Origin of the sequence: Wenzhouxiangella sp. 15190 (assembly GCF_003417465.1) — a bacterium.
Lineage (GTDB): Bacteria > Pseudomonadota > Gammaproteobacteria > Xanthomonadales > Wenzhouxiangellaceae > Wenzhouxiangella.
The window spans coordinates 25,732-38,329 of record NZ_QVMV01000034.1 but is presented as its reverse complement, the minus strand read 5'-3'; the positions used below and the strand labels follow the sequence as shown (position 1 = coordinate 38,329).

Sequence of the window (12,598 nt, the reverse complement as noted above, 5' to 3'; positions counted from 1 at the left end):
GGAAGGTGCGAAGCGCCTATCCGGGGCCTCGCACATCTCGGCGGGCAATGAGCTGGGTCCGTTCAAAAAGGGAATGCGCGGCGTCCCGGCTCTAAGGCCGGGACGACATCCTGAAAACGCCGGTTAGAATGCGAGCAATGAATCCATCGGAGCACGCCATGCGCCCGGCAACCCGTATCCAGACACAAATCGCCCTGGCGCTGCTTGTTGCGCTAGCCGCCCTGGCCGGCTGCCAGACGGTCAAGTACCGCACGCTGGAGGCCTTCGGCGTGGAAAAACGCGACATCCTGTCGGACAACGTCGAGTCTGCGCGCGACGCCCAGGACGACGCCAAGGAGCAATTTTCCTCCGCGCTCGAGCAGTTCCGGGCCACGGTGGCTTTCGACGGCGGCGAACTGGAAGATCTCTACGACAATCTGAACCGCTCTTACGAGCGCAGCGTCAAGGATGCCGATCGGGTGCGCCAGCGCATCGACAAAGTCCGCAACGTGGCCGAAGACCTGTTCGACGAATGGGCGAACGAACTCGACGACTACGAGAGTGCGGACCTGCGCCGGCGATCACGCGAACTCATGCAGGAAACACAAAACCGCTACGAGCGCATGATCGCGGCCATGGAACGTGCCGAAGCCACGATGGACCCCGTGCTTCAGGCCTTTCAGGATCAGGTGCTGTTTCTCAAGCACAACCTCAACGCCCGCGCCATCTCTGCCCTCGGAGACGAACTCGACAGCATCGAGTCGGACACCGAAGCGCTGGTCGCCGCCATGAACGAAGCCATCGCCGAGGCCGACGCGTTCATACAGACGCTAGAATGACATCCACCCTGTCGCACATCTTCAGGCGGCACTCAGTCGGGCCGTGCCGGATCAGAATGTGCGAGATCCCGGCTCAAGGGCCGGGACGACAGGGGCATTCAGACCCGCGTACGAAACAGCCAGTCGCCAATCGGATAGGTAATATTGAAGTTCTTGTGTGCCATCAGGGTCGACTCGTGATGGCGATGGTGCAAACGCCGGAGGCGGCGCAGGAAGGGAAACTGCAACAGGCTTGAATCCTCGGGCAGATGGTAGGCCAGGTGCAACAATTCGTAGTTGAGGTAATAGCCCAGGGCGGTGGCCACGAACAACCAGGCCACGTTGGGTGTGGCCAGCCAGGCCAGCAACAGGCCGATTGGCAGCGCAAACGCTCCGAAGAAGAACACCATCAGCACGGCCGGGAAGAGCACCACCCGGCAGTCCTGCCAGCCTTCCAGCGCCATGTGCCGATCGGTGAAGAAACGATGGTGCTGCCCGGCATGACGCTTGTAGATCAATCCCAGCCCAGGCACGTATCTGTGCATGACCCAGCGATGGCCGACATACTCGACCAGGTTGGCATAGAGAAAGGTCAGCGGAATGGTCAGCCATTCCAGGGCTGAAACCGCCTCCAGCCGCCATACGCAGAAGGCGATGCCTCCCAGCGTGAAAGCCAGTACGAACGCGAAATGCGCCTTGCCCGAATAGCTCGGGCCGATATTTTCCTGCCGATAGACGGCGCGGTAATCGGCGTTGCTGGCCATGTAATCAGATTGCCACTGCAATGGGTGTGCTGCAAGCCACGGACGGCAGAGATCGTGTTTGGGTTATTCGAATTTCGAATTTGTTTGAGATTTGGTGCTTCGAATTTGGTGCTTCTCATCAGTGCCGCAAAATGACCTGCGAGCCACCGGCGCGTAACGAAGTCACTGGTCGCGACGCGCCACCCCTCCGGGTGGCACATTCACACCCAATGGGGCACCATGAACCCATGAACGCCGCCGAACTGTTCGTCCAGTGCCTGGAAAACGAAGGCGTCGAGTACGTCTTCTCCGTTCCCGGCGAGGAAAACCTCGATCTGATCGAGGCCCTGCGCAAGTCCAACATCAAGCTGATCGTCACCCGCCACGAGCAAGGTGCCGGCTTCATGGCCGCCTGTTACGGGCGGCTGACCGGCAAGCCGGGCGTGTGTCTGTCCACGCTGGGACCCGGCGCCACCAACCTGATCACACCGGCCGCCTATGCCGAACTGGGCGCCATGCCCCTGGTATTGATTACCGGCCAGAAACCCATCAAGACGTCCAAGCAAGGCCATTTCCAGATCATCGACGTGGTCGACCTGATGCGGCCGGTCACCCGCTACACGCGACAGATCGTGTCGGCGGCGACCATCCCGTCGCGCGTCCGCGAGGCCTTTCGCCAGGCCGCGGAGGAACGCCCCGGCACCACCCACCTGGAGCTGCCCGAGGACATCTGTGAGGAAGAGACCGATGAGTTGCCGATCAAGGCCAGTATGCACCGCCGTCCCGTGGCCGAGGAAAAGGCCGTCGAGGCTGCCGTCGAGGCGATTGAAAAGGCCCGGCACCCGCTCCTGCTGATCGGCGCCGGCGCCAATCGCAAGCTGACCGCGCGCATGCTCCGGCGTTTCATCGACCATACGGGCATCCCGTTCGTCAGCACGCAGATGGGCAAGGGCGTGGTCGGGGAAACGGACTGCTGGATGGGTACCGCAGCGCTCTCGGAAGGCGACTACGCCCACCGGGTCATCGAACGCGCCGACTGCATCATCAACATCGGCCACGATGTCGTCGAAAAGCCGCCGTTTTTCATGCGTGAGGGCCGCCGGACCGTCATTCACGTCAACTTCTTCAGCGCCGAAGTCGACCCGGTCTACTTCCCGCAAATCGAAGTCACCGGCGATATCGCCAACGCCGTCTGGCAGATCGACGAGAAAATCGAAGTCCAGGACCACTGGGATTTCGAATTCGCCCACCGTGTCCGCTCAGCCATGCTCGAGGACCTGGATCGTGGGCGCGACCTGGATGGTTTCCCGGTCCATCCCCGGCGGGTCGTCCACGCCGTACGCGATGCCCTGCCCGAGGACGGCATCGTCAGCCTCGACAACGGCCTCTACAAGGTCTGGTTCGCTCGCAACTATCGCACCACACGGCCCAATACCCTGTTGCTCGACAATGCCCTGGCGACCATGGGCGCCGGGCTGCCGGTCGCCATGGCCGCCCGTCTCGTCCATCCGGACCGCAAGGTGCTGGCGATATGCGGCGACGGCGGTTTCATGATGAATTCCCAGGAAATCGAGACAGCCGTGCGGCTGGAACTCGACCTGGTCGTCCTGATACTGCGCGACGGCGCCTACGGCATGATCAAGTGGAAACAAGAGGACATGGGCCTGGCCGACTTCGGCCTGGATTTCGGCAATCCCGATTTCGTCCGCTATGCCGAAAGTTACGGCGCCAGCGGCTATCGGGCGGAGTCGCCCCCTCACCTTGATGAACTGTTGCGCGAATGCCTCGACCGTCCCGGCGTCCACCTGATCGACTGCCCGATCGACTACGCCGACAGCCAGCACGAGCTTTTCGAGGCCATCCCGAAAGCGAGTGCGTCGATCGACGATTGATCGCTGTCTTTAATCATGTGTCGCCCCGGAATCGGCGTCAGCCGATATCCGGGGCCTCGCAGGCATCACCGGGCACGACTATGGCTTAGTGCCAGCCGAAATGTGCGAGACCCCGGACAATCGCTTCGCGATTTCCGGGACGACAAGCGCAAGGTGCATCGTGAATAACGGCTGCTCGATTTCTGCAATGACAGAGCGAATCGGAGGTTGGCATTGGGTCCGCTCGACCGCATCTGAACGGATAGACGACCCAACACCAAACACTTATGAAACTTCCTGAAAAACAATACGTTGCAAGTTTCGATGTGGACGCCCAACGCACGTTCACGCCACTGTGCCCCGATGAACTGCCGGTCGACGAGGGCGAAACCATCGGCCCCGAGCTCAATCGCCAGGCCGGCTTCGCCGCCTTTCGACTGGGCTCGAAGGACTCCCACAGCCCCAGGGCCGTGTGGGTCACCGACGATCCGGAAAAGATCGGCAAGCCCGGCGTGGCGGGCGACAACGTCGAGGAGCACTGGCCGGTCCACGCCGTGCCCGGCACCGAAGGCTTCGAACTCGTTCCCGGCCTGCCCCGCCCGGCCGACTACGACTTCTTCGTCTGGAAGGGCGTGGAGCTGGACATGCATCCCTACGGCGCCTGCTACCACGACATCGCCGAGAAAATGAGCACCGGTGTCATCGAGTGGCTCCGGGCGCGCGAAGTGAGCCATGTACTCGTCGGCGGACTCGCCACCGACTTCTGCGTCTGGGCAACCGCGCGGCAACTGCAACAGGCCGGCTTCCAGGTGATTCTCAACCGGGCCGCCTGCCGCGGCATTGCCGACGACAGCATCGAGGAAGCGCTCGAAGCGATGGAGAAGGCTGGCATCGAGTTCATCGACAGCTGCGAGGAACTGGAGCAGCCGGCGTGATCCTCGAATCGCTGCTCGACACCGACATCTACAAGTACTCGATGATGCAGGCCGTGCTGCACCAGTTTCCCGGTGCCGAGGTTGAGTATCAATTCAAGTGCCGCAGCGAGGGCGTCGATCTGCGTCCCATCCGCCAGGATCTCGAGCGCGAGATCGAGCACCTTTGCTCGCTCAAGCTCGGGCCCGAGGAACTGAATTACCTCAGCAGCCTGCGCTACATGAAGTCGGATTTCATCGAGTTCCTGCGGTTGTTCCACCTGCAGTCGCGCTTCGTCGAGATCGGCGAGGACGACGAGCAGCTCACGATCCGGATTCGCGGGCCCTGGCTGCATACCATCCTGTTCGAGGTGCCTGTTCTGGCCATTATCAGCGAGCTCTACAGCCGCCATACCTGGCCGGATCACGAACTGGACGAAGGACGGAAGCGGCTCAATCACAAGGTCGAGCAGGTCAAGGCGCTCGACCGGCCGGACGAGTTCGTATTCGCCGACTTCGGCACCCGCCGCCGCTTCTCGCGCGAATGGCACGACGAGGTCGTCGAGACCTTCGCCTCCGAGGTTCCCGGAAGCTTTCGCGGCACCAGTAACGTCCGCCTGGCCAAGGAACTGGGGCTGGTTCCGATCGGCACCATGGCGCACGAATTCATCCAGGCCTGCCAGGCGCTCGGCCCGCGCCTGGCCGAAACCCAGCGCTTCGCCTTCGAGGTCTGGGCACGCGAATACCGCGGGGACCTGGGCATCGCGCTGTCGGACACCTACAGTCTCAAGGCCTTCTTGCGCGATTTCGACATGTACTTCTGCAAGCTTTTCGACGGCGCCCGCCAGGACTCGGGCGACCCGATGGAATGGGGCGAAGCCATGATCGAGCACTATCGCAACAACCGGGTCGATCCGAAAACGCGCAACCTGATCTTCTCCGACTCGCTGACCATTCCCCGGGCCGCCGAAATCTGGGAGCGATTTCGCGACCGGATCAACGTCTCATTCGGCATCGGCACCAACCTCACCCACGATACCGGCGTGAAACCGGTCAACATCGTCATCAAGATGACCGAGTGCAACGGTCAGCCGGTGGTCAAGCTTTCCGACTCGCCCGGCAAGATCGTCTCCACCGACCAGCACTACCTGGCCTGGGTTCGACAGGCCTTCGACGTACCAGCCGATTGATTACGAAAGCGTCCAGACGAACGGCGATGCGCTAGAATTCAATCGATGACTACCAACAGAAAGTCGTTAGCCGGCCACAGCGTATCGCTGGTGCTGGGCTCGGGCGGCGCCCGCGGCCTGGCCCACATCGGCGTGATTCATGCGCTGGAAAAGGCCGGCCTGGAAATCCGCCATATCGCCGGCTCCTCGATGGGCGCCGTGATCGGCGGCATTCATGCTGCCGGGCGACTCGATGCCTACGAGGAATGGGTGTGCCAGCTCGAACAGTCCGACGTGCTGGCGCTGGTCGACTGGAGCTTTTCCGGTGGCGGCCTGATTCGCGGCCGCAAGATCATCAACAAGCTGGCCGACCTGATCGGCCGCTACGACATCGAGGATCTGGACACGGAGTTCACGGCCGTTGCCGTGGATCTCGACCAGGGCCGTGAGGTCTGGCTGGACCGGGGACCGCTGTTCGACGCCATTCGCGCTTCCATTGCGATTCCCGGCGTTTTCACGCCGCACGAGTACCGCGGCCGCACGCTGATCGACGGCGGCATTCTCAATCCGGTTCCCATCGCACCGACCTTGCGCGCTATCAGCGACCTGGTCGTGGTCGTCGACGTCAACGCGCCGGCCGTCCACCCCCCGCCGCTGGAAAAGCAGCGGGAGGAAACCGACGATGACGACAGCATGCTCAGACGGGTCCGGGAGTTCATGAACGGCTGGCGAGACAACAACCCGAGCGAAAAGGACGAGCGGCCCGGCCTGATGGCCGTGATGATGCGCGCGCTCGACACGATGGAGGCGGCCATCGCGCGGCACCACATGGCCATCTTCCGCTCGGATATCATGGTCAGCGTTCCCAAGAACACCTGCTTCGTGCACGAGTTCCACCGTGCCTCCGAGGTGATCGCCCTGGGAGAGAAGCTGGCCAACGAAGCGCTCGCCTCGACCGACATGGAACGGCTGCGCCACATCGACAGACCGTAACAATTGAAACCGGAGAATGACCGATGTCCAACAATGACGACAGGCTGTTCGACGAAGCCGCCGACGCCGTAGTCGACCTCGGCAACCGGCTTGCCGCCGACAATCCGGACGTCGATCCGTGGGCGCTGGCTGACGGCCTGATCGCCGGTGCCGTTCACTTCTGGCTTTATTCCCACCAGCCCGAGGCGCCGGTGCCATCCGACGACGACCTGACCACCGCGCGCGAGCGCGTCGAGGAGCTGATCGACCAGGTCATGCAGTCGGCCGAGGAGAGCGAATACCTGCACTCGCCGCAGGATTCAGACGTCGGGCGGGCATAGGGCTTTTTTCGTCTTTTCGTTGATTCGTGCAATCGTTATTCCGTTCCGGCATCCGCAGTGCAGATGCCGGAACGACGAAACGATTTAACGACAGAACGAATTGTCCGGGTGCCAGCCGCCGGCTCGCCCTTGGCGGATCATGTCGTGTGCTACTTGCGGCTCTCTTCCCGAATCGCCTTGAACTCGTTGCCCTCGTACCACTCAGGCCAGCGATCGCTGTCGGCGACTGAACGGCCCACCGTGTAGAGCAGTTCCACGTCCTCGGCCACCCCGCGCAAATCCCAGTCCTCGCTATAGGTATCGGCCGTCTTGTGGTAGCGGTTGGCTCGATAGTCGGCCTGCCATTCCAGGCCGTACTCACGCCCTTCCTCGCGATGATCCACGCCGCCCTTGGCATACAACGCCGGGATACCGATCTTGGCCAGGTTGAAGTGGTCGGAGCGGTAGTAGTAGCCGGCTTCCGGGCTGGGTTCCTGCTCGATGTGGCGGCCCTGGCGCTCGGCAGCCTCGGCCAGGATTTCCTCCAGCTCGGACGACCCGTAACCGATGACCGTGACATCATTGGTGGGCCCGAGCACGGTCATGGCATCCATGTTGATGGCCGCGGCCGTATCGCCCGGGGCGTACACGGGGTCGTTTGCATAGTGGCGCGAACCCAGCAATCCGTATTCCTCCAGCGTGACGGCGGCAAACAGTTGTGTTCGCTCGGCCGGTCCCGCCTGCGCGTTGAGGCGCGCCAGTTCGAGCAGCCCGGCGGTACCGGAGGCATTGTCGACGGCACCGTTGTAGATACCCTCGGTGCCCGAACGAGCCATGTTACGCCCGAGGTGGTCCCAGTGAGCCATGTAGATCACAGCCTCGTCCGGGCGCTCGGTACCGGGTATTTCGGCAAGCACGTTGTAGGACGTGCCACGGCGTAGATCGTTTCGGACCTGCGCAGAAGCCGTTGCATCGAGACTCACCCACTCGAACCCGGGCTGCCTGGCGCGCTCCTTTTGCGCCTCGTAGTCAAGGCCGGCCGCGGCGAAAAGATCGCGCGCGGCATCGACGGTCAGCCAGCCCTCGAGATCGACCCGCGGGGCGGACTCGTCGCTGGCCAGGACGAACTCAGCACCCGACCAGGAATTGATCACGACCTCCCAGGGATAGCTGGCCGGCTCGGTTTCGTGCACGACCAGCGCGGCGGCCGCGCCCTGTCGGGCGGCCTCTTCATACTTGTAGGTCCAGCGACCGTAGTAGGTCATGGCGCGACCGTTGAACAGCTCCTCATCACCCGTGGCAAAACCGGGATCGTTGACCAGCATCACCACGGTCTTGCCCTCCACGTCGAGGCCGGCGTAGTCGTTCCAGTCATACTCCGGCGCGACGATGCCGTAACCGACGAAAACGATCTCGGAATCCTCGACCGCGTGCGGCTCGTCACCCAGTCGGCGCGAATTGATCACCATCTGCTCCGGGTAAGTCAGGGTCATGCTCTCCTCGCCCAGTTCGACCGAGATGTCACTGCGCTCGGCGTTGGTCAGTTCGATCATGGGCACCGGCTGCAGGTAGCTGTCGCCGTAGCCGGGCTTGAGCCCCAGTTCGCTGAATTCACGCACCAGATAATCGATGGTCATGCGGCCACCGCGCGTGCCCGGGGCACGGCCCTGGAACGCGTCGGAGGCCAGGGTCGAGACGTGCTCGGCGTAGCGTTCGGAGTCCACGCCGTCACCCGGCACTTCGGGGAGCAATTCTTCCGCCTCGTCGGCCTGCGCCGTGTCGGATTGGGCCTCACCGGATGGGGTCGATTCATCGCCGGCGGATTCGTCGACGGATTCGGAAGGGGATTGGCCACCACAGGCGGCCAGAAGCAGAACAAGAAAAACGGTCAGCAGGCGAGTCATGGGAATCGAGCTCCGTGGCAAAACCCTGATTCTAGCAGGCTCCCCTGCATTCGATGCCCCGAATAATCCCGATGTGGGAGGAGCTGTCGTCCCGGCCTGAGCGTCAGCGAAGAGCCGGGACCTCGCAATTGCCAGTCCGGCACGGGCCAGCTCAATGCCCCCGGAAGTGTGCGAGGCCCCGGATAACCACGCGCTAACGGCATTCCGGAAGCCCTTCTTTCGCCTGACGGCGAAAACCGGCCTTCCTCTATGGCCTGCGCTACGCGGCTTCCGGGGCGACACTTTGCAGACAGCTAGATGAGGCCACCTTCCAGCGCCTTGAGCACCGCGCGGGTGCGGTCTCGAACCCCCATTTTGGAGAGAATATTGGAAACGTGGTTCTTGACCGTGCCCTCGGCCACGTTGAGGGCGCCGGCGATCTCCTTATTGGAATAGCCGCCGGCCATCAGGCGCAGGATTTCCGTTTCGCGAGCCGTCAGTGGATCGGGCTGCGGAAGACTGCTGAAGTCCGTGCGCATCTTGCCCAGGCCTTCCATGAGCCGCTCGGTGATCGCCGGCTTGACCAGTGTCTGGCCGTCCGCTACGGCCCGAACCGCTGAAATCAACTCCTCGAGGGCGACGTCCTTGAGCAGATACCCCTTGGCCCCTGCCCTGATGCCGGCGAGCAGCAGATCGTCGTCGTCAAAGGTGGTGAGAATGATCGTCGGAGGCAACTCGCCCCGCTCCTGCAGTTCCTCCATGACATCCAGACCGTTCTTTCCCGGCATTCGCATATCGAGCAACAGCACATGCGGCTGGATCTCGGGAATGCGCTCGATGGCGGTCTGGCCGTCGGGAGCCTCGCCGGCCACTTCAATATCCTCGGCCAGCTCGAGTAGAGAGCGAACGCCCTGCCTGACCAGGGTCTGGTCGTCGACCAGCATGACTCGAATCATGATGATTGCTCCATGGGTAACCATGCCTTGACCTGGAAGCCTGCGCCCGGGCGGGTGGCGATGTCCAGCCGGCCGCCGAGTTCGCGCAAGCGCTCTCGCATACCGCCGATACCATTGCCGGGTACCAGGTTCGGCGTACCGCAACCATCGTCGCGGACTTTGAGCACAAGGCCCTCATCATTGCCCGAAAGGCTGATCCAGAGATTGCCGGCCCGCGCATGCCGAACGGTATTGGTGATCAGTTCCTGGGCACAGCGCAGCAGGATCTGCGCACGCTTCGGGTCGGTCTGCGCCAGGTCTGGCGGTATGTCCAGGTGGATATCCAGATCGGGCACGCCCGCGGCCAGCGTCTCCAGCGCATGCTTGAAATCGACTTCGTCGTCTCGCCGCATGTCGCTCACCACTTCCCGCACGTCGGCCAGCAGCAGTCGCGCAATGGAGGCGGCCTGGTCGACGTGTTCGCGCGGCTTGCCTTCGCTCGTATGACTTGCCACTTCCAGGTTCAGCGTCAATGCCGTCAGGTGGTGCCCCACCAGGTCATGCAGTTCGCGTGAAATACGGACCCGCTCGGCGATTCGGGTGTTTTCGGTCAGCAGGGACTGCGTCGCCAGCAGCTCCGAGTTGACCCGGCGCAGCTCGGCCCGCGCCTGCATCTGCTTGAGCGCAAGCAGGGAAGCGATGAAAGGAAACGAAGTCAATCCCAGGTTCATCAACAGGTAGACAAGAAGAAGCAGCCAACTCCCCTCCGGACTGAACACGATCCACACGCTGAAAGCCAACGCCAGGCAAACCACCCAGACCATCCCGACGAGCAGCGGCAGGATCCACGGCAACAGGGCGGCGACCAGCATGGCCAGCAGGCTACCCAGGCCCGTATGCGTGAAATGGGTGACGCCGAAGGCCGAAATCGAGAGGATCAGCATGACCGTCACGCGCTTCCAGAACGGCGCCGTTCGCTGGCCACCGACCACCGGGTGCCACAGCACCAGCAGGAAAAGCAGCGCGGCCGACCACCAACCGACGATGCGGCCGGTTTCAGGCGTTTCCGGCAACAGCCACGGCAGCACAATCAACGGCAGCGCCGTCAGCAGCCAGACCAGCACACCGACATAGCGAAGCCAGTCGATGGTGCGGATCTCCGCCAGGGAGCCGAGTCGGTCCACGAGACGTTGCAGGGTCATGACGCGATTCTAAACCGTAAGCCGGCCGCGAACATGGGCCAGTCGTCATGACCGGTAACAAAAAAGCCGCCGGAGCGGACTCCGGCGGCTTCAGGGTCTTTCATCGGCCGCTACGCCGGTGGCGCAGCGAACCGTCGGGTCAGGCGATCAGACCCGGAAGTAGCGGATGCTCAGACCACCGACCATCAACATGAGCATGGTCAGGACAACCAGGCCCCAGGGCTGCATGGTCGGGATGACCAGCGGGCGGCCCGTGCAGCGGAAGGTGTAGTCGTAGACCTGCCCTTCAGTACCTTCGTTGGTGCTGCACTGCAAGGTGGCCTCATAGCTGCTGACGTCTGGCACGGTGCAGGCCACATTGAAGGTGGCGCTTCCACCAGAGGCGATGGCATTGCCGTTGTCTGCATCGAAGTTCGCCGGATCCGGCGTCAGCGTGAACACGCCGTCGGGGTCGTTCAACGAACCGCAGCTGGCGTCGAGATCCTCGTTGCCGTCATTACTGATAACCACGTCCTGATCAAGCGTGCCACCGGGCGGAGTCTGGCCGAGGCTAACGGTGCCGGGTGCCGGATTGGACGAAAAGATCGGGCCGTTACCCGTACCGTTGAGGCTGGCCGACTGTGATACGTCCGTGTTGTTCACCGTATCTGTAGCCGGCACATTGAGCGTGTCGCTAAAGTCACCCGCTGATCCAGGCGCGAATTCAACATCGATGGTGCAGGAGTCAGTCCCATTGAGCGAAGCACCGTCACAATTGTCCGCGGTGACCGTGAACTCGCTGCCATCAGCGAGACTGGCGGCACCCATTTCGGCTACGGAATCCGTTTCGCCGTTGTTGGTAACGGTAAAGGTCTGGCTGGTTGTCGCACCCGGATTCGCGTCCGTCGTCCACTCAGTCGGGGAGATACTCATATCCGGTGCAGGGCCGGCAACGCCCTCGCCTTCCAAGTCGAAGCTGGCATTGCCATTCGTGCCCTCACCCTCTTCAGCATCAGTTTCGACGCTCAGAGATCCCGTGAAATTGCCGGTGTCATCCGGTGCAAAGGTCATTTCTATCGTGCAGCAGTCCGTGGCGCCGGCCTCGAGTGCGGCGCCGTCGCACCCGCCATCCTGGGTGAACTGCGCAGGGGAGATGCTCACGTCCGTAACACTCACGACACTGCCTGTTCCACCGTCATTACAGATCTGCACACTGCTGGTTGAGGAACCACTGTTCTGCTCTGCAGAACCAAAGTCAATCAATGTACCTGGGTTTGGCTCATAGTTAACTGAGGAGGGACCCGCCGTAATGGATACACTGCCATCATTCGTAGCGATACTTGAGCCCGTAGGTTGAACACTGGCAACCGACAACGTAAGGGGGCTACTGTCACCCGCAGTGGCGCTTCCGGCGATGTCAAACGTAATTGACCCTCCTGGCGCAAAGTCAGGAAACACGTCACTTGGGTCCAAGTTATTCAGCGTAACCCTGATCGTCGTCGCGTTAATCTGTTCACAGTTAGTTTGACTGGGCTCATCACTGGAACCTTCGACATTAGAAAGGCAACCGTCAACCTCGTCTACGCCACCCACATCAGTCGTTTGGGGGGTTATGACAGAATCATCGAATATGATATCGACTCCGAACCCGTGGATGTCACCGCCCTCCTGCAGAAATGACCATTCTACAGTGGCTTCAGTGGTGCCTTCCTCGACACTGGCCGAATCTATATCGAAAGTTTGAGCATTGGCAATGGACATACCGAAGGTCAACAAGAGCCCACCCAATACATGCTTCTGGAACTTATACATCACT

At 62.0% G+C, this 12,598-nt stretch carries 11 protein-coding genes; 6 read left to right on the top strand and 5 right to left on the bottom strand.

The window, feature by feature from the left end; translation table 11 throughout:
- The first annotated feature begins 137 nt into the window (after positions 1-137).
- Positions 138-818 carry a DUF2959 domain-containing protein gene (locus DZK26_RS09860; protein WP_258918358.1) on the top strand — a complete coding sequence of 227 codons (681 nt, stop codon included), beginning with the start codon at positions 138-140 and terminating at the stop codon, positions 816-818.
- 98 nt (positions 819-916) lie between these two features.
- Here the strand turns inward: DZK26_RS09860 and DZK26_RS09855 are convergent, their stop codons facing one another.
- Complete coding sequence (locus DZK26_RS09855; RefSeq protein WP_116897527.1) at positions 917-1,561, bottom strand: sterol desaturase family protein; 645 nt, start codon at positions 1,559-1,561, stop codon at positions 917-919.
- Between the two features lie 227 nt (positions 1,562-1,788).
- Between DZK26_RS09855 and DZK26_RS09850 the strand changes: the two genes are divergently transcribed.
- The 5 genes from DZK26_RS09850 (at position 1,789) to DZK26_RS09830 (ending at position 6,804) form a co-directional block, all read left to right on the top strand.
- Entirely contained in the window at positions 1,789-3,432 is a 1,644-nt protein-coding gene (locus tag DZK26_RS09850) for an acetolactate synthase large subunit (protein ID WP_116897528.1), read from the top strand.
- A 266-nt stretch (positions 3,433-3,698) separates the two neighbouring features.
- Positions 3,699-4,346: an isochorismatase family protein gene (locus DZK26_RS09845; protein ID WP_116897529.1), complete on the top strand. Its 648-nt coding sequence runs from the start codon at positions 3,699-3,701 to the stop codon at positions 4,344-4,346.
- Positions 4,343-5,512 (top strand): nicotinate phosphoribosyltransferase, encoded by a 1,170-nt coding sequence (gene pncB, locus DZK26_RS09840; RefSeq protein ID WP_116897530.1) that lies wholly within the window; start codon positions 4,343-4,345, stop codon positions 5,510-5,512. Before DZK26_RS09845 ends, pncB begins: the two co-directional genes overlap by 4 nt.
- Positions 5,513-5,557: 45 nt before the next feature.
- Entirely contained in the window at positions 5,558-6,484 is a 927-nt protein-coding gene (locus tag DZK26_RS09835; protein WP_116897531.1) for a patatin-like phospholipase family protein, read from the top strand.
- Between the two features lie 23 nt (positions 6,485-6,507).
- Positions 6,508-6,804, top strand: a complete 297-nt coding sequence (locus DZK26_RS09830; RefSeq protein ID WP_116897532.1) for a hypothetical protein — start codon at positions 6,508-6,510, stop codon at positions 6,802-6,804.
- Between the two features lie 149 nt (positions 6,805-6,953).
- Here the strand turns inward: DZK26_RS09830 and DZK26_RS09825 are convergent, their stop codons facing one another.
- The 4 genes from DZK26_RS09825 to DZK26_RS09810 form a co-directional block, all read right to left on the bottom strand.
- Positions 6,954-8,687, bottom strand: coding sequence for a M28 family peptidase (locus DZK26_RS09825; RefSeq protein WP_116897533.1), 1,734 nt, complete (start codon positions 8,685-8,687; stop codon positions 6,954-6,956).
- A 293-nt stretch (positions 8,688-8,980) separates the two neighbouring features.
- Positions 8,981-9,622: a response regulator transcription factor gene (locus DZK26_RS09820; RefSeq protein ID WP_116897534.1), complete on the bottom strand. Its 642-nt coding sequence runs from the start codon at positions 9,620-9,622 to the stop codon at positions 8,981-8,983.
- Positions 9,619-10,803: a sensor histidine kinase gene (locus tag DZK26_RS09815; protein WP_116897535.1), complete on the bottom strand. Its 1,185-nt coding sequence runs from the start codon at positions 10,801-10,803 to the stop codon at positions 9,619-9,621. Before DZK26_RS09815 ends, DZK26_RS09820 begins: the two co-directional genes overlap by 4 nt.
- 147 nt (positions 10,804-10,950) lie before the next feature.
- Positions 10,951-12,594: a choice-of-anchor D domain-containing protein gene (locus DZK26_RS09810; protein WP_116897536.1), complete on the bottom strand. Its 1,644-nt coding sequence runs from the start codon at positions 12,592-12,594 to the stop codon at positions 10,951-10,953.
- Positions 12,595-12,598 lie beyond the last annotated feature (4 nt).

Coding starts and splice junctions, on each gene's coding strand:
- DZK26_RS09820 (WP_116897534.1), bottom strand. CDS start 9,622: ATGATTCGAGTCATGCTGGTCGACGACCAGACCCTGGTCAGGCAGGGC.
- DZK26_RS09815 (WP_116897535.1), bottom strand. CDS start 10,803: ATGACCCTGCAACGTCTCGTGGACCGACTCGGCTCCCTGGCGGAGATC.
- DZK26_RS09845 (WP_116897529.1), top strand. CDS start 3,699: ATGAAACTTCCTGAAAAACAATACGTTGCAAGTTTCGATGTGGACGCC.
- DZK26_RS09855 (WP_116897527.1), bottom strand. CDS start 1,561: ATGGCCAGCAACGCCGATTACCGCGCCGTCTATCGGCAGGAAAATATC.
- DZK26_RS09830 (WP_116897532.1), top strand. CDS start 6,508: ATGTCCAACAATGACGACAGGCTGTTCGACGAAGCCGCCGACGCCGTA.
- DZK26_RS09825 (WP_116897533.1), bottom strand. CDS start 8,687: ATGACTCGCCTGCTGACCGTTTTTCTTGTTCTGCTTCTGGCCGCCTGT.
- DZK26_RS09835 (WP_116897531.1), top strand. CDS start 5,558: ATGACTACCAACAGAAAGTCGTTAGCCGGCCACAGCGTATCGCTGGTG.
- DZK26_RS09810 (WP_116897536.1), bottom strand. CDS start 12,594: ATGTATAAGTTCCAGAAGCATGTATTGGGTGGGCTCTTGTTGACCTTC.
- DZK26_RS09850 (WP_116897528.1), top strand. CDS start 1,789: ATGAACGCCGCCGAACTGTTCGTCCAGTGCCTGGAAAACGAAGGCGTC.
- DZK26_RS09860 (WP_258918358.1), top strand. CDS start 138: ATGAATCCATCGGAGCACGCCATGCGCCCGGCAACCCGTATCCAGACA.